Source organism: Achromobacter mucicolens (assembly GCF_902859725.1).
GTDB lineage: Bacteria > Pseudomonadota > Gammaproteobacteria > Burkholderiales > Burkholderiaceae_B > Achromobacter > Achromobacter mucicolens.
In genome coordinates this window covers 25,546-42,448 of record NZ_CADIJP010000031.1, presented here as the reverse complement: position 1 = coordinate 42,448, position 16,903 = coordinate 25,546, and the positions used below count along the sequence as shown (strand labels likewise).

Here is a 16,903-nt window from a genome sequence, read left to right as displayed (position 1 = left end):
CTGGCTGCTGGCGCGGCGCGCCGGCCGGGGCGTGCCGCGCCGCACGCTCAAGCTGCCCACCCTGGCGCGGCGGCTCGATGCCCTGCCACTGTCGCTGCTGCCCCAGGCGCAAGGACGCCGCAACTGGCTGGACGACATTGGCTGCCACACGCTGGCGCACCTGCGCGCCCTGCCGCGCGCGGGCCTGCAGCGGCGCAGCGCGCCCGATCTGCTGCAAGCGCTGGACGCCGCCTACGGCCAGACGCCCGAACTCTACCGCTGGCTCGAACCTCCCAACCAGTTTTCGCGGCGGATCGAGCTCATGGACTATATGGAACACACCGACGCCGTGCTGGCGGTGGCGGGACGCCTGGCCGAGCAGTTGGGCGGCTGGCTGACCGCCCGGCAACTGGCCGTGCGGCGCGTGGTGCTCAGCATGGATCACGAACGCGGCCGCCACGCCCGCCCGCCGACCGAACTGGAGGTCGCGCTGGCCCAGCCCATCTGGCAGGCCTCGCAGCTCCTGCATCTGCTGCGCGAAAAACTGAACCACTTCACGCTGGAGGCCCCCGTCATCGCGGTGACGCTGCACGCGCCCGACACTGTCGAGCAGCCCGCCGCCAGCACCACCCTGTTCCCCGAGCCGGGCGGCACCGCCGCCGACCACGCGCGGCTCCTGGACCTGCTGGTGGCGCGGCTGGGCCGCGACCGGGTGCGTCATGCCCGGCCCACCCCCGATCACCGCCCCGAAGCCGCCAACGCATGGACCGACGCGCTGGCCGCGCCAGAGCGTCCCGCCCCCCTGCCGCCGCTGCTCGACCGGCCGTTCTGGCTGCTGGAAATCCCGCAGCCCCTGAAGCTGTCCGGCCATCGCCCCCACTACGGCGGCCAGGCGCTGCGGCTGATGCGCGGTCCCGAACGCATCGAAAGCGGGTGGTGGGACCCAGCCCTGACCGTGCGCGATTACTTCGTTGCCGAAGACGCGGCCGGCGCACGCTACTGGATCTACCGCGAGCGCGACGCCGAGGACGCGCGCTGGTTCCTGCACGGGCTGTACGCCTGACATGCGCATGGACGACGACGCCCCCGATCCGCTGGACCAGGCTGAGGCCCTGGCCCAGTTGCCCGGCTATGCCGAGCTGCAATGCCAGTCCAATTTTTCCTTCCTGCAAGGCGCCTCGCACCCCGAGGAACTGACCGCCCGCGCGGCCGAACTGGGCTATGCCGCGCTCGCCCTGACCGACGAATGCTCGCTGGCCGGCGTGGTGCGCGCCCATACCGAAGCCAAGACCCTCAAGCTGCCGCTCATCATCGGCGCCACGTTCCAGCTGCGCGCCGCGCCCGACGCCGCGCCGCTGGGCCTGACCCTGCTGGCGCAGACCCGCGAGGGCTACGGCAACCTGTCCGAATTCATCACGCTGGGCCGCACCCGGGCGCCCAAGGGCGAATACCGGCTGGCGCCGCAAGACATTTCCGATCCGCCCGCCGGGTACGCGCATCTGCGCAACCTGCCGGAATGCCTGGCCATCCTGACGCCCGCCTACGGCACCGACGCCGACCGCATGGCCGACCAGGCGCGCTGGCTGGCGCGCATCTTTCCGGGGCGGGCGTGGGTGGGGCTGACCTTGCTGCACCAGTCGCGCGACGACCTGCACCGCGCCGCCGTCGAGCACGCGGCCCAGGCCTCGCAACTGCCGATCGTGGCGGTCGGCCAGGTGCAGATGCATGTCCGTTCGCGCAAGCCGCTGCACGACACGCTGACCGGCATCCGCACCCGCCAGCAGGTGTCGCAATGCGGCTACGCGCTGTCCGGCAATGCCGAACAACACCTGCGCAGCCGCATGCGCCTGGCCAGTCTGTACCCGCCCGACGCGCTGGCGCAGACCCTGGCCGTGGCGCGCCGCTGCACGTTTTCATTGGACGAGCTGCATTACGAGTACCCCGACGAGATCGTGCCGCCCGGCCACACGCCGGCCAGCTACCTGCGCCAGGAAGCGCTGGCCGGCGCCGCCCGGCGTTTTCCGCGGGGCGTTCCCGACGGCATCACGGCGCAGATCGACAAGGAACTGGAACTCATCTCGGACCTGAACTACGAGGCCTATTTCCTGACCGTCTACGACATCGTGCAGTTCGCCCGCAACGCCGGCATCCTGTGCCAGGGCCGGGGCTCGGCCGCCAACTCCGCCGTGTGCTATTGCCTGGGCATCACCGCCGTGGACCCGCAGCGCGGCAACAACCTGTTCGAACGCTTCATCAGCAAGGAACGCAACGAACCACCCGACATCGACGTCGACTTCGAACACCAGCGCCGCGAAGAAGTCATCCAGTACATCTACGACAAATACGGTCGTGAACGCGCCGCCCTGACCGCGGTGGTCATCTCGTACCGGCCGCGCAGCGTGCTGCGCGACACGGGGCGTGCGCTGGGCGTGGACCCGGGCGTCATCGACGCCGTGGCCCGCGCCCACCAGTGGTGGGACGGCAAGAAGGAAATGCTGCGCACGCTGGGAGCCTGCGGCCTGGACCCCGAATCCCAGGTGGCGCGCCAGTGGGCGTCGCTGGCGCAGACCATGATGGGCTTTCCGCGCCATCTGTCGCAGCATCCCGGCGGTTTCGTAATTTCACGCGGCAAGCTCTCGCGCCTGGTTCCTATTGAAAACGCCGCCATGCAAGACCGCAGCGTCGTGCAATGGGACAAGGACGACCTGGATGCCCTGAAGCTGCTGAAGGTTGACGTGCTGGCGCTGGGCATGCTGTCGGCGTTGCGCCGCACACTCGAACTGGCCAGCCAGCGCCGCGACCAGCCGCTGGCCTTGCAGGACATCCCGGAAGGCGACGAGCCGACCTACGACATGATCTGCGATGCCGACACCATCGGCGTCTTCCAGATCGAATCGCGCGCGCAGATGACCATGCTGCCGCGCCTGCGGCCGCGCGAATACTACGACCTGGTGGTGCAGGTGGCCATCGTGCGCCCGGGCCCGATCCAGGGCGGCATGGTCCATCCCTACCTGCGGCGCCGCCAGGGCAAGGAAGACGAAACCTACCCCAGCGAAAAAGTGCGCGGTGTGCTCAGCCGCACCATGGGGGTGCCCATCTTCCAGGAACAGGTCATGCAGATCGCCGTCGTGGCCGCCGGTTTCTCGCCGGGCGAAGCCGACCAGTTGCGCCGGTCGATGGCGGCCTGGCGGCGCAAGGGCGGCGTGGACAAGTTCCGCGTCAAGCTGGTGGGCGGGCTGCTGGCGCACGGCTACACGCTGGACTTCGCCGAAGCCTTGTTCCGTCAGGTGGAAGGGTTTGGCGAATACGGTTTTCCGGAAAGCCATGCGGCCAGTTTCGCGCTGCTGGCATATGCCAGTTCCTGGCTCAAGCGTCACGAACCCGAGGCCTTCCTGGCCGCCCTGCTCAATTCCCAGCCCATGGGGTTCTATGCGCCCGCGCAGCTGGTGCAGGACGCGCGCCGCCACGGCGTGTGCGTGCTGCCGGCAGACGTCACCGTGAGCGGCTGGGATTCCGTGCTGGAAATGCTGCCCGGCGGCCATCCTGGCGCCCGGCGGCGCGCGCATCACCACGCGCCACCCGCCGCCGAGCCCCGACCCGCCGTGCGGCTGGGTCTCAGCCTGCTGCAGGGCATGCGCGAGGACACTGCCCGCCGCATCGAAGCGGCGCGGGCCGACGCCCCCTTTGCCACCACCGCCGACCTGGCCCGCCGCGCCGGGCTCAACCGCCACGACCTGAATGCGCTGGCCGCGGGCGACGCGCTGCGTACCCTGGCCGGTCACCGGCGCCAGGCCAGCTGGGAGGCCGCCGCCAGCGTGCAAAGCCGCGACCTGCTGCGCGACGCCGAGATCGTGGACGCGCAGGCCCCGCAACTGTCCGCCCCGTCGGAAAGCCAGACCGTGGCCGCCGACTACCGCAGCGTGGGCCTGACGCTGCACAGCCATCCCGTGTCGCTGCTGCGCCCGCAACTGGCCGCCCGCAATTTCCAGCCCGCCTCGGTGTTGAACGGCTATCCCAACAAACGCGTCGCCCGCGCCTGCGGCATCGTCACCGTGCGCCAGCGCCCCCAGACCTCCAAGGGCGTCATCTTCGTGACCCTCGAAGACGAGACCGGCCCGGTCAACGTGGTGGTCCGCCCCGACCTCATCGAACGCCAGCGCCGCGAACTGCTGGGCGCCACCCTGCTAGGGGTCTTTGGCGCCTGGCAAAGCGTGGACGGCGTGCGCCACCTGATCGCGCAGCGGCTGGTGGATATGTCCGACCTGCTTGGCGGACTGGCGGCGCAGAGCCGCGATTTCCATTGAAGCTTCGCCGCCAGCCGCCTCCAAAGGTGTCTGACACCCTTGAAACACCCGTCAAGCCTGAAGAACGTCCATACGGGTGTCAGACACCGCGTGCGCCGCCCGCCGCCTGCCGCTGTTGCCCGGTTGCACATGGGCCGCCGCGCCTTGAGCACAGCGCCTCGCCGCTGGTCTATCATGGCTTTTTGTCCGCTCGTTGTAAGGAGTCCTACATGATCCGCAAGCTGATCCCCTTCCTGCTGGTTGCCAGCCTGGCTGCGTGCGCCAATACTGGCGGTTCCCGCACATCCAGCGCGCCGGCATCCAGCTCCTCGAGCGCGTCCTCTTCCTCGAGCACCGGCGCTGGCGCTTCCTACGGTTCATCCTCGTCCATGCCTGGCAGCACCAGCGGCAAGAGCTGCGACGCGGGCGCGCTGCAATCGCTGATCGGCCAGAAAGCCACGCCCTCGGTCATGGAAGACATGCGCACGCGCAGCGGCAGCGCCACCGCGCGCATGCTGCGCCCGGGCCAGGTGGTCACCATGGAATACAACAACACCCGCCTGAACCTCATCGTGGACGACAAGGACGTGATGACGGCAATCCGCTGCGGTTGACGGCGCCAGCCGGCCCGCGTCCGGTCGCCTCAGCGGCAGGACCGGGCGCCGCACCAAGACAAGCGCAAGGCCAGCGGCTGCCCCGGTCGCTGGCCTTGTCAATCAATCCCCGGCCAGATCCCGATCGCGGCCAACCCGCCCTTTTTCACTCGCCCTTTTCACCCACCCCGAGCGGCCGCGCCGCCGGCGGCACATGCGGCAGGAACGCCCCCGCCACCTCGAAGGCGCATTCCTCGCGCGCAATGTCGATCACCCGGGACACGACCGGGTTGACGATGTTCTTTTTGTGCACCGCGTAGTAGTTGATGGTCGGCAAGTCCGGCTGCACATTCAGCTGGCACAGCGCCCCGCGCGCCACCAGCGGCGCAAAGTAGGCGCCCGGCAGATAGCTGATCCCCAATCCCAGCATCGTCAGCTGGGCCATCATGCCCAGGCTGTTGCACGTCAGCACCCGCTTGACCGGCATTCCCTGCTCGGCGAACCACGCGTCATACAGATGCGATAGCGCGGAATTGGTGGGCTGCGAAATGACGGGATACGGCGCCAGGTCCTGTGGCGTCAGCGCGGTGGCAACATCGATATCCAGCGCCGGGCTGGCCATCCACACATTGGTGACCGCGCCCAGGTGCGTGCAATCGTACTGGTAGCCCCAGAACGGACCTGGCATGATCGCCAGGTCCAGTTCGTCCTGCTCCAGCCGCTCGTAAAGCGTAATGCCGCCGTCGATCTCGGGCATCAGCTGCACGCGCGGGTAGCGCTGGCTGATCTGCTTGATCAGCCCGGCCAGCCAGGTCATGCCGACCAGTTCCGTTACGCCCAGCCGCACCACGCCTTCAAAGCTGGCCGGATCGGCCATGTTCTGGACGATCCGGCTGTTCAGCTCCAGCATCTGGCTCGCCAGCTCGAAGAGCTTGCGGCCCTGCGGGGTCATCAGGAGTTTCTTGGCACGCCGCTCGAACAGGGGCGCGCCCGCAAAGGCCTCGAGTTCGCCCACCCGTTTGGCCACGGCCGATTGGGTGGTGTGCAGCTTGCGCGACGACGCGCTGAAGCTGCCCAGTTCGGAACTCCAATAAAAGGCCTCCAGCTGTTTGAGGGTGTACATCGCCGCGGTCGAAGAAAAGCGCATGGAAACCCCCAACATTACCACCGTGGCCGCACGGCCCGGATCATCCCCGCGGATGCAGGATGTCTGCCAGGAAGCGCTGCGCGCGCGGATGCGCCGGCGCGCTGAAGAAGCGCTCGGGCGTGTCCATCTCCAGGATCTCGCCCGCGTCCATGAACACCACGCGGTCGCAGACGTCGCGCGCAAAGCCCATTTCATGCGTCACGCACACCATTGTCATGCCGTCCTTGGCCAGCCCCTTCATCACCTGCAGCACCTCGCCCACCATCTCCGGGTCGAGCGCGCTGGTCGGCTCATCGAACAGCATGACCGGCGGCTGCAGGGCCAGCGCGCGCGCAATCGCCACCCGCTGCTGCTGGCCGCCCGACAGCGATCCGGGATAGGCGTCGATCTTGTGCGCCAGCCCCACGCGGTCGAGCAGGCTGCGCGCCAGCTCCACGGCCTGCTTGCGCGGCTGCTTGCGGATGTTCACCGGCGCGAAGATCACGTTCTCCAGCACGCTCATGTGCGGAAACAGGTTGAACTGCTGGAACACGAAGCCGATCTTCTGGCGCAGGGCGTTCAGGTTCGCGCCCTTCTGGTAGATGTCCTGGCCATCGATCAGGATGCGGCCCTTCTCGATGGGTTCCAGCCGGTTGATCGTGCGGATCATGGTGGACTTGCCCGACCCGGACGGGCCGCAGACCACCAGCACTTCGCCGCGCGCCACCGACAGGTCCACGTCCTTGAGCACATGATGCTCGCCGTACCACTTGTTCACTTTTTCGAGATTGATCATGTTTTGTTCCTTTAAGCCATGGCCCGCGAGCGGCGGATGCGCAGGTCCAGCCAGCTCAAGCCGCGGCTCAGGCTGAAGCACACCAAGAAGTAGATGATGGCCAGAATGCCGAACACCTGCAGCGGCTGCGTCAGCACGAGGTTGTTGACCTGGTTGGCGGCAAAAGTCAGTTCATTGACGCTGATGACGTAGCCCAGCGACGTTTCCTTGATGGTGGACACGAACTGGCTGGTCATGCTGGGCAGCACGTTGAACAGCGCCTGCGGCAGCACCACCTTGCGCATCGTCGTCCAGTAGCCCACGCCCAGCGAGCGCGAGGCTTCGATCTGCCCGCGCGGCACCGCCTCGATGCCCGACCGGATCACCTCGGACAGGTAGGCGCTTTCATAGACCACCAGCGCAAAGATCAGCGTCCAGAAGCCGCTGACCACCTGCCCAGTGATCTTGGGCACGACGAAGTAAGCCCAGAAGATCAGCATGAGCAGCGGCATGCCGCGCACCACATTGACCAGGGCCTTGCTGGCCGTGCGCAGCCAGCCGTAGGGACTGACGCGCGCCAGCGCGATCAAGAGCGCCAGCGGCAGGGACATCGCCAAGCCCAGCGCGGCCAGGATCAGGGTGAGCGCCAGTCCACCCAGCGGACCGTTGGGGTATTGGCCCACGAGCAGCGTGGGCCAGTATTGCATCAGCAGATCAAGCACCGTGGCCTCCGCGGTTCAGACGATAACGGGCGTAGATGCGCGATCCGAAGGCCATGATCAAGAACGATCCCAGCAGGTACATGATCGTCGCCGCGCCGAAGGTGGCGAAGGTGCGGTAGGTCTCGTTTTCGATTTCCCGCGCCTGGTAGGTCAGCTCCATCACGCCGATCGCCATGGCCACGCTGGTGTTCTTGAACAGCAGCAGCGCGCGCCCGACCAGCGGTGGAATGGAGATGCGCAGCGCCTGCGGCACGATCACGAAGCGCATGCATTGCAGATAACTGGCGCCCAGCGCGCGGGCGGCCTCGAACTGGGTGCCCGGAATGGCGCGCAGGCCGCTGCGGATGTCTTCGGCGATATAGGCGGCCGACCCCAGCGCCAGCGCGATCGCCGCCAGCGACATTTCGGCGTTGTGCGCGTACAGCCACATGCGGAATCCTTCGGGCAGCAATTCGGGCATGCCGAAATACCAGAACAGCACCTGCACCAGCAGGGGCACGTTGCGGTGGTATTCCACATAGGCGTCGACCAGCCAGCGGCACGGCGCCAGATTGGTGGCGCGCACCACCACCAGCGTCACCGCGATGGTGAACGCCATGACCCATGCAACCAGGAACAGCTGTACGGTGACCGCCATGCCGCTGAGCAGCAGCTGGTATTGGGAAGCGTCTAGAAAGCTCATAAACCTGTCAATCTCCTGCGATCGGGCGCGCGGCGCCAAGCATCACGGCTTCGCGCGCGCCGCCTTGCGGGACGCGCCGAAGCCGTGACGGGAGTGGCGAGGCAAACGCCCGGGTCCGTGCCTCAGCCGGCGATCGGGCCGATCTTGAAGCTGCGTTCCAGCTTGTACGGCGTCTCGGGGCCAAACCACTTGTTGAACAGCTTGGCCGCCGCACCGGAAGCTTCCGCCTCGTCCAGCGCCTGGTTCACCGTTTCCAGGAAACGCGGCTCGGACTTGCGCACGCCCAGGCCCCAGGGCTCATCGAACACCGCCTTGGGGATGACGCTGACCGGGGCGGTCGGCGGGCTTTGCAGCACCAGGCGCACCAGGACCAGTTCGGAGGCGAACTGCGCGTCCACCTTCTTCTGCTGCAGGGCAAGGTAAGTGGCCGAGCTGTCGCCGTAGCCAATCACCTGCGACTTGTCCAGAATGCGCTTGATCTCGCGCTCGGAGCTGGACCCCTTGGTCGCACCGACGCGGCGGCCGTTCAGGGCCTCGATCGAATCCAGGCCCGAATCCTTGCGCACCATCAGCTTTTGCGGGCTGACGTAGTACGAGTGGCTGAAGGCGATCTGCTGGGCGCGGTCGGGCGAATAGCCCAGGTTGGCCGCCAGGATGTCCACGCGCCCTTCGTTCAGCTCGGGCACGCGCGCCGCCACCGACAGCAGCTTGTAGTTGACCTTGACGCCCAGCTTGTCGGCGACCAGCTTGCAAACGTCCACGTCATAGCCCACCAGCTGGCGCGTCGCGGCGTCCTGGAAGCTGAAGGGTTGCGACGTGCCCAACGTGCCGCAGACCAGCTCGCCGCGCGCCTTGATGTCGTCAAGCTGGTCTGCGTGGGCGATTCCGCCCGCGGCCAGCGTAGCCATGCCCAGGCAGGCGGCAAAGAAAGTGTGACGCTTCATGGTTCATTCCCCTTGATTGGTTGTTTGGTGAACAGACTGAATAGGACGTTGAATCGCTGTCTAAGGTATCGAGTGCCGGGCATCAGGCCAGCTTTGCGCACGCCTCGCGGATAGCCGAGCAACCCTGCCGGATATCGTCCAGCGAGGCCGCGAACGACAGCCGGAACGTGCCCGGCGCGCCGTAGGCGTGACCGTCGATGACCGCCACGCCCGCTTCGCGCAGCAGGTAGTGCGTCAGGTCGGTATCGCTGGCGATCACGTCGCCGGCCGGCGTCTTCTTGCCCAAGAGGCCCGAGCAGTCCGGAAAGACATAGAACGCGCCCTGCGGCACCACGATGTCCAGGCCCGGCGTGCCGGACAATTCGGCGATCGCCAGGTCGCGGCGCTCGCGAAATACCTTGGCAAACTCCACGACGCAGTCCTGCGGACCCGTCAACGCTTGCAGCGCGGCCGCCTGGCTGACCGACGAGGCGCCCGACGTGCTTTGCGATTGCAGGATCGCCATCGCCTTGATGAGCTCATCGGGACCGGCGCCGTAGCCGATGCGCCAGCCCGTCATGGCGTAGGCCTTGGACACGCCGTTGACCACGAGGGTGCGTTCGGCCAGTTCCGGCGCCACCTGCAGCGGATGCACCGTGGGCTCGCCGGTAAAGTTCAGGCGCGCGTAGATGTCGTCGGTCATCAGCCAGACGTGCGGATGACGCGCAAGGACCTCGGTCAGGCCGCGCAGTTCTTCCGCGGTGTAGACCGATCCGGTCGGGTTGCTGGGCGCGTTCATCATCAGCCACTTGGTGCGCGGTGTAATGGCGCGTTCCAGGGCGTCGGGCGTGACCTTGTAGTCGCTGGCGGGCGACGTTTCCACCGTCACCGGCACGCCGCCGTTGACCAGCACCATGTCCGGATAGGACACCCAGAACGGCGCGGGAATCAGCACTTCGTCGCCATCGTTCAGCGTGGCGGCCAGGCCGTTGAAGATCACCTGCTTGGCGCCGGTGCTGACGATGACACGCGAAGCCGGGTACGTCACGCCGGTCGCTTCCAGCAGGTGCGCGGCCGCGGCCTTGCGCAGGGCGAGCGTGCCCTGGGCCGGCGGATACTTGGTTTCGCCGCGGTTCATGGCGGCCGTCGCGGCCTGCCGGATGTGTTCGGGCGTCGAGAAATCGGGCTCACCGATGGTCAGGTCGATGATGCGGCGGCCCTGTTCGCGCAGTTCGGCGATGATGGCGCGCGCGGCGACGCTGGGCGAAAGCTTGATGCGCTTGATGCGGTCGGCGACGATGCTCATTTGGCCGCTCCCATCTTTTCGGCCAGGGTCTTTTCCAGCCACGGCTTGGTGTACGTGCCGGCGCGCAGCTTTTCCTTGGCCACGGCTTCGTCGGCTTCCTTCTTGAGCGCCAGCGCCAGCACGGCGCTGGCATGCTCGGCCGGAATCACCACCACGCCATCGGCGTCGCCCACGACCACGTCGCCGGGGTTGACCACCTGGCCGCCCACCGACACGGGCACGTTGATCTCGCCCGGGCCGTCCTTGTAAGGCCCCTTGTGCGACACTTCGCGAGCAAAGCAGCCGAATTCGCCCTGCGCGAACACGTCGGCATCGCGCACGGCGCCGTCGATCACGAATCCTTCGATCCCGCGCGACTGCGCGTCCATCATCATCAGTTCGCCCACCAGCGCGTTGCTGGTGTCGCCCGCGCCGTCCACGACGATCACGTCGCCCGCCCCGCCCAGCGAAATCGCCTTGTGGATCATCAGGTTGTCGCCCGGACGGGTCTTGACGGTCAGCGCCACGCCGACCGTGCGGCGCGCGCCGTTATGCAGCGGACGCAGGCCCGACACGCCGTACAGCCGGTTCATGCAGTCGCTGATCTGGGCCGAGCCGATGGTGGCAAAGCCGGCCAGCACGTCGGCGGCGACGGCCGGCGCGGTACGGGAAAGAATGCGATATCCGATGGGATTCATAAGGAAAGTCAGTGTGAATGCAAGGAGCGTTGAAGCGAACCTGCATTACAAAGCCGCGCAAGCCTTTCCTCAAAACGATATAAATTCCCAGCGATCCACGAATATTTTTCGTGGATTACGCCGTTTAAGGGTTATCCCTTATTCCTGCATCCGCGCTCAGTCGTCGCCGGCGCCCGACGCGCTGCGCGCCTCGGACAGCGCCACCGTCAGGTGCATGACCTTCTTCTTGAGCTGGTCGCGCTCGTCCGTCAGCTTGGCCAGCAACTGGCGCAGGCGAGCGATCTCGGCCGGCATGTCGGCGATGTTCTCGATGGGCTCCTCTGGAGGCGCCTCGCGGGGCGGCGGCGCCTTGGCCTGCCGCACTTCGCGGGCGGCCTGCTGCAATTCCTTGCGGCCGCCGGCAACCGCGGCAGCCTGCCGTTCGGCCGGCAGCGACGCCACGGCCGCCGCGGCATTGATGGAGATGGCGCCTTCCTTGACTGCGCGCACCAGTTCCGGCGCAGCGGACTTCTGGATCTTTTCGATCTGGCCCAGCGTATTGCTGCTGATGCGGGCGGCGCGCGCCAACGCCTGGCGGCTGGGCACGGCCGGTTTCCAGTCGGGATTGGCATGGCCGCGCATCGGCGCGGCAGAGGTCCCGGGCGCGTCTTCATCCCAAGGCGGGGAGTCGTCGGGCGGCGATCCTTCGGAAGGCGATCCCTCGGAGGCAGCGCCTTCAGTCGCCGCCCCGTCCTCAGGCCCGGTGCGCGCCAGCAGGATCTCCTTCTTGCGCAGCGCCAGCACCCCCCGCTGGAAGTCCGACACGCTGCGCCGGCCCAGATGGTTCTCGATCATCCACAGATGCACGTCCTCGATGGACTTGAAGTGCGGATGCTGGATGGTCTTGAAGGGAATGTCGTGCTTGACGCAGATGGCGTAGCGGTTGTGGCCGTCGACCAGCAGATCGCCCCACAGCACGAGGGCGTCGCGGCACCCTTCGGCCAGCAGGCTGCGTTCCAGCGCGGCGTGTTCGTCCTCGGTCAGCGGGTCTATATAGGCGCGCAGGCCTTCGTCTACTCTGATTTCCATGGTGTCCAAATAAAGTCGGGCCGCGCGCTACGCCAGCCCCTGTCCGCGCAGCACGTCCTGGATCGCCGCCAGCCGCGAGACCGGATCGGTCAGCGCCAGCAGGGTCGCCTTGTCGTCCGGCGGCAAGGGCAAGAGTTCGCACCAGCGGTTCGCCACCCAGCCGCAGTCGTCCAGCCGGAACGGCGGCGCAAGCGGCATTCGTTCGGCGGGCACGCCGTCCCGCTGCCACTGCGCCACCAGCCGGCCCAGCGCATCGGCGCTGGCCTGCATGGCTGCCGGCACGGGCGTGGGCGGATCGTCGGGGATGGGCTCGGCCTCGCCCATCCAAAGGCCGTATTTTGCCACCTCGCTGGACCGCAGCCGAAAGCGTTCCCCGCCGCGGCACCGGATTTCCAGCAGGGCCGGCATGGGCGCCTCCCAGCGTTCGACCCGGGCCATCGTGCCGACCGGCGACAGCGTCTCCTCGCCTTCCGGGGAACGGACCTCGCTACCGGCCAGCAGGCCCACGATGCCGAATTCGGTGTTCTCGGCGATGCTGCGGCGGATCATGTCCAGGTAGCGCACCTCGAAGATGCGCAGTTGCACCACGCCGTCGGGAAACAGCGCGTTGGACAATGGAAACAAGGGAATCAGCGACATGGCCGCCTCCTGTTCATGTCACGTGGAACGCTTCGTCCACCGGCACCTGCAGCGCCGTCGCCAGCGCGTTGGTCTGCGACGCCATCGCGATCACCCCCAGCAGTCCCGCATGCTGGCCGTCGGTCATGCCCTTGGCGCGGGCCGAGGCCGTGTGGGAATGGACACAATACGAGCACCCATTGGCCGTGGACACCGCGATGTAAATCAGCTCGCGCACCAGCGGCGAGAGCTCGCCCTCGGCCATCATTACCGTCTTGAGCTGCTCCCAGACGCTGCGCATCCGCGGCGGATCGTTGGCCAGCGCACGCCAGAAATTGTTGACGAAGTCCGATTTGCGCGTGGCGCGGATGTCTTCCAACACCGCCCAGGCCTCGGGACTTCTACGGATTTCGTCATCGCTCAGCAGCCTTACCGTGCTCATTGCACCGCTCCATAGTGAAAAAATCTTGACGCCACCGCCCTTTCGCGGCGGCCCTGTTTCGATCCGTCAGGGGCCGGGGCCGGCCAATCAGGTATTGCGGCCATCGTAGGGAATGCGGGTCAGCGCATTCAAATCCACATTTTCCAGGCAGCGCACGTTGACCGCCGCGGTCTCCTTGCCTTCGGCGCCCACGCCGAAACCGAACGGCGCGCAACCGCAATTGGCGCAGAAATGGTGCGAAATCACGTGTTTGTTGAAGGTGTACGTGGACAGCGTCTGCGTCGAGGACGTGATGCGCAGCGCGGCGCGCGGCACGAACCACAGCAGATAGCCCTTGCGGCTGCAGTGCGAGCAATTGCATTCCAGCACCTGGGACACATCGCCATCGACTTCATAGGCGATCTGTCCGCAGTGGCAGCTTCCTTGTTGCATGGATTGTCTCCCGGCCGTTATCGGATCAGACTCCCATCATAGGCCTGTGCTGCCCGCCTTGCCCATGCGGACCCGCCGCACTTCACCCCGCCCGGAGCCATCATGCCCCAGTTATCCGCCTACCTCAGTTTCGACGGCAATTGCGCCGAAGCCATGCGCTTTTACGAGCGCGTGCTGGGAGGCCGCCTTGACGCCCTGGTCCGTTATGCCGATGCCCCCGCCGATGCCGTCATGCCGATCCTGTCCGACGAAGACGCCGGGCGTGTCATGTACGCCCGCCTGACGCTGGATGAGCAGACCTTGCTGGGCAGCGACGCCACCGCCGGACACCCCTACCCCGGCAACCGGGGGGTGGCGCTGGCGCTGGTGTATCCCACCGTGTCGGACGCGCACCGGGTGTTCGACCTCCTGGCCGAAGGCGGCAGCGTCACGATGCCGCTGCAAAAGACGTTTTGGGCAGAAGCCTACGGCGCGCTGGTCGACCGGTATGGCACGCGCTGGATGGTGAGCGGGGGCCGCATGACCCACTGATGGCCCGGACGGCTGTGCCCGGCGCCGGGTTCAACCGCCCGGCCGGTGCGCCGCCAGCACGTCGTGCAGCGACTGCGCCGCGCGCTGCAGCACCGGCACGGCGCGCAGCAGATCGTCCAGCATCACGCGCGCCGTGGGCGCATGGCAGGCCACTGCCGCGACCACACGGTCTTCGCCGTCGCGCACCGGGACCGCCACCGCGCTCATGCCGCGCACGAATTCCTCGTTGTCGATGCCGATGCCGCGCACGGCCAGCCGCTCCAGCTCGGCCTCAAGCCGGGCCGGGTCGGTCAGCGTGCGCGGCGTGTTGCGCGTGAGCGGCAGGCGGGCCAGCACGCGGCTGCGCTCCAGACGGTTCATCGAGGCCAGGAACAGCTTGCCGCTCGCCGTGCAGTGCATGGGCACGTGGCTGCCCACCGCAAAAAAGAGCCGCAACGGCTCATTGGTCTCGACGCGCTCCATGTAGACGACCCGGTCGCCGTCGGGCGCGGTCAGGTTGCAGGTTTCGCCCAGCGTGCCCACCAGCTGGGTCAGCACGGCGCGGCACGCGCGGGTGAAGGCGCAGGCGCGCAGCGTGGCCAGCGCCAGCGAGGTGGCTTGCGGCCCCGGCACGAAACCGTTTTCGGTGGGCGTGGCGGCCACGAAGCCGGCGCGCTGCATGGCCGCCAAGAGGCGCATCAACGTGGTCTTGGGCATGTCGAGCCGCTGCGCAAGCTGCGCCAGCGTGGGCGGATGCTGCGCCCGCGCCAGATGATCCAGCACCAGCAGCGCCCGCAACGAACGGGCGGCCTCCTGCTGTCCGCCCGCGTCATCGGACCGGCCATCGGCCGGCTCCTGCGATGCTGCACTGCGATTTTGAAACCGAAGCCGCATGTTCTGTTCCATTTCTCCGCCCCAGCGCGTGTTGTGCTTTGTTCTGTGCGCGCGCTTCCTAGAATCGCCTCAGATGCCGGCCTGGTCCGCATTGCGGAGTCTGCACCGGCCGGTCATGCCGAACAAATATAAGGGAGACCGCGCGGAAATGTCCGATACCGTCGATTACATCGTGGTGGGCGCCGGCTCGGCCGGATGCGTGATGGCCAACCGGTTGAGCGCGGACGGCGCGCATTCGGTCTGCCTGCTGGAGGCTGGTCCGAAGGACACCTATCCCTGGATCCATATTCCCATCGGCTACGGCAAGACGATGTTCCACAAGGTGGTGAACTGGGGCTACTACACCGACCCGGATCCCAACATGCTGGACCGGCGCATCTACTGGCCGCGCGGCCGCACGCTGGGCGGCTCCAGTTCCATCAATGGCCTGATCTACATCCGCGGCCAGCGCGACGACTACGACGCCTGGGCCGAAGCCGGCAACCCGGGCTGGGGCTGGGACGACTGCCTGCCCTGGTTCCGCAAGCTGGAAAACAACGATCTGGGCCCAGGCCCCACCCGCGGCACCGATGGTCCGCTGAACGCCACCTCCATCAAGACGCCGCATCCGCTGGTGGAAGCGCTGATCGACGCCGCGGGCAAGCTGGGCGTGCCGCGCGTCCGTGACTTCAATTCGGGCGACCAGGAAGGCGTGGGCTACTACCAGCTCACCACCCGCAACGGGCGGCGCTGCTCCACGGCCGTGGCCTACCTGCGGCCCGCGCAGGACCGCCCCAACCTGCGCATCGAAACCGATGCGCACGCGATGGCCGTGCTGTTCGAAGGCAGCCGCGCCTGCGGCGTGCGTTACCGCCGCGATGGCCAGGTCCGAACGCTGCGCGCCCGGCGCGAAGTGGTGCTATGCGCCGGCGCGCTGCAATCGCCACAGTTGCTTCAGCTATCCGGAATCGGCCCTGCCAACCTGCTGCGCGAGTTCGGCATCGGCATCGTGCGAGACCTGCCCGGCGTGGGCGAAAACCTGCAGGACCATCTGCAGATCCGCCTGATCTACGAGACCACGCGCCCGATCACCACCAACGACCAGTTGCGCACGCTGCACGGCCGCCTGCGCATGGGACTGCAATGGCTGCTGCTGCGCAGCGGTCCGCTGGCCGTGGGCATCAACCAGGGAGGCCTGTTCTGCCGGGTCGATCCGGCCAGCCGCACGCCCGACACCCAGTTCCATTTCGCCACGCTGTCGGCCGACATGGCGGGCGGCAAGGTCCATCCGTTCTCGGGTTGCACCTATTCGGTGTGCCAACTGCGGCCAAGCTCGCGCGGCCGCGTTCGGCTGCGCAGCACGGACCCGTTCGAGGCGCCGTCCATGCTGCCGAACTACCTGTCGACGGAGCTGGACCGCCGCATGGCCGTGGCCGCCGTCCGGTACGCGCGCCGGGTCGCCGCGACCGAGCCGCTGGCCGGCCTGATGAAACGCGAATTCCGCCCCGGCCCGGACGTGCAGACGGACGACGAGATCCTGCACTTCTGCCGCGAGTACGGCGCCACCATCTTCCACCCTTCGGGCACCGCGAAGATGGGCCCGCGCAGCGACCCGCTGGCCGTGGTCGACGAGCGCCTGCGCGTGCACGGCGTGTCGGCGCTGCGCGTGGTGGATTGCTCGATCATGCCCACGCTGGTCTCGGGCAACACCAACGCGCCGGTCGTGATGCTGGCCGAGCGCGCGGCGGATTTCATGCTGCAGGACGTGCGGCAGGCGCGCGCGCAGACCGTTCGCACGCCCGCCCGGATGGAGATGACGGACCCCGGTTAGGAAACGCATATCGCAGACAGACCCGGCCGCGGCAACGCAGATTGTCCGGCCGACCCACCAAAG

General features: G+C 67.4%; 17 protein-coding genes. 5 read left to right on the top strand and 12 right to left on the bottom strand.

The features are described 5' to 3' along the window. The 3 genes from HV786_RS26155 to HV786_RS26145 form a co-directional block, all read left to right on the top strand. Positions 1–1,042 (top strand): DNA polymerase Y subunit UmuC family protein (locus tag HV786_RS26155; RefSeq protein ID WP_254599522.1); only part of this gene is annotated, 1,042 nt, incomplete at its 5' end. Between the two features lies 1 nt (position 1,043). Further along, positions 1,044–4,283, top strand: coding sequence for an error-prone DNA polymerase (locus HV786_RS26150; protein WP_175212034.1), 3,240 nt, complete (start codon positions 1,044–1,046; stop codon positions 4,281–4,283). 209 nt (positions 4,284–4,492) lie between these two features. Beyond that, entirely contained in the window at positions 4,493–4,876 is a 384-nt protein-coding gene (locus tag HV786_RS26145; protein WP_056317153.1) for an I78 family peptidase inhibitor, read from the top strand. A 145-nt stretch (positions 4,877–5,021) separates the two neighbouring features. Here the strand turns inward: HV786_RS26145 and HV786_RS26140 are convergent, their stop codons facing one another. The 11 genes from HV786_RS26140 to HV786_RS26090 form a co-directional block, all read right to left on the bottom strand. After that, positions 5,022–6,017, bottom strand: a complete 996-nt coding sequence (locus HV786_RS26140; protein WP_128829471.1) for a LysR family transcriptional regulator — start codon at positions 6,015–6,017, stop codon at positions 5,022–5,024. A 25-nt stretch (positions 6,018–6,042) separates the two neighbouring features. Beyond that, positions 6,043–6,777: an amino acid ABC transporter ATP-binding protein gene (locus tag HV786_RS26135; protein ID WP_062841528.1), complete on the bottom strand. Its 735-nt coding sequence runs from the start codon at positions 6,775–6,777 to the stop codon at positions 6,043–6,045. Positions 6,778–6,788: 11 nt separating this feature from the next. Next, positions 6,789–7,478, bottom strand: a complete 690-nt coding sequence (locus HV786_RS26130; protein WP_056317143.1) for an amino acid ABC transporter permease — start codon at positions 7,476–7,478, stop codon at positions 6,789–6,791. Further along, positions 7,471–8,160, bottom strand: a complete 690-nt coding sequence (locus HV786_RS26125; protein ID WP_056317142.1) for an amino acid ABC transporter permease — start codon at positions 8,158–8,160, stop codon at positions 7,471–7,473. The genes HV786_RS26130 and HV786_RS26125 overlap by 8 nt, the downstream gene beginning before the upstream one ends. A 122-nt stretch (positions 8,161–8,282) precedes the next feature. Then, positions 8,283–9,104: an ABC transporter substrate-binding protein gene (locus tag HV786_RS26120; protein WP_175212033.1), complete on the bottom strand. Its 822-nt coding sequence runs from the start codon at positions 9,102–9,104 to the stop codon at positions 8,283–8,285. 82 nt (positions 9,105–9,186) lie between these two features. Further along, positions 9,187–10,389 carry an aminotransferase class I/II-fold pyridoxal phosphate-dependent enzyme gene (locus tag HV786_RS26115; protein WP_056317138.1) on the bottom strand — a complete coding sequence of 401 codons (1,203 nt, stop codon included), beginning with the start codon at positions 10,387–10,389 and terminating at the stop codon, positions 9,187–9,189. Next, positions 10,386–11,066, bottom strand: a complete 681-nt coding sequence (locus HV786_RS26110; RefSeq protein WP_128829472.1) for an RraA family protein — start codon at positions 11,064–11,066, stop codon at positions 10,386–10,388. Before HV786_RS26110 ends, HV786_RS26115 begins: the two co-directional genes overlap by 4 nt. Before the next feature lie 156 nt (positions 11,067–11,222). Further along, positions 11,223–12,134, bottom strand: coding sequence for a ParB N-terminal domain-containing protein (locus HV786_RS26105; RefSeq protein WP_175212032.1), 912 nt, complete (start codon positions 12,132–12,134; stop codon positions 11,223–11,225). 27 nt (positions 12,135–12,161) lie between these two features. Continuing rightward, on the bottom strand, positions 12,162–12,773 hold the full coding sequence (locus HV786_RS26100; protein WP_062841533.1) for an LON peptidase substrate-binding domain-containing protein: 612 nt from the start codon (positions 12,771–12,773) through the stop codon (positions 12,162–12,164). Between the two features lie 13 nt (positions 12,774–12,786). After that, complete coding sequence (locus HV786_RS26095; RefSeq protein WP_128830159.1) at positions 12,787–13,194, bottom strand: carboxymuconolactone decarboxylase family protein; 408 nt, start codon at positions 13,192–13,194, stop codon at positions 12,787–12,789. A gap of 87 nt (positions 13,195–13,281) precedes the next feature. Next, positions 13,282–13,626, bottom strand: a complete 345-nt coding sequence (locus tag HV786_RS26090) for a GFA family protein (RefSeq protein WP_056317126.1) — start codon at positions 13,624–13,626, stop codon at positions 13,282–13,284. Positions 13,627–13,728: 102 nt separating this feature from the next. On the opposite strand from HV786_RS26090, the gene HV786_RS26085 reads away from it, so the two are divergent. Further along, positions 13,729–14,157: a VOC family protein gene (locus HV786_RS26085; RefSeq protein WP_056317125.1), complete on the top strand. Its 429-nt coding sequence runs from the start codon at positions 13,729–13,731 to the stop codon at positions 14,155–14,157. Between the two features lie 30 nt (positions 14,158–14,187). Here HV786_RS26085 and HV786_RS26080 read toward each other — a convergent pair whose 3' ends face one another. After that, a complete protein-coding gene (locus HV786_RS26080; RefSeq protein WP_062841535.1) occupies positions 14,188–15,042 on the bottom strand; it encodes an IclR family transcriptional regulator in 855 nt (284 codons plus the stop codon). 136 nt (positions 15,043–15,178) lie between these two features. Between HV786_RS26080 and HV786_RS26075 the strand changes: the two genes are divergently transcribed. Then, the gene (locus HV786_RS26075; RefSeq protein WP_175212031.1) at positions 15,179–16,840 is read left to right on the top strand and encodes a GMC family oxidoreductase; all 1,662 of its coding nucleotides are present in this window, start codon (positions 15,179–15,181) and stop codon (positions 16,838–16,840) included. Positions 16,841–16,903: the final 63 nt, after the last annotated feature.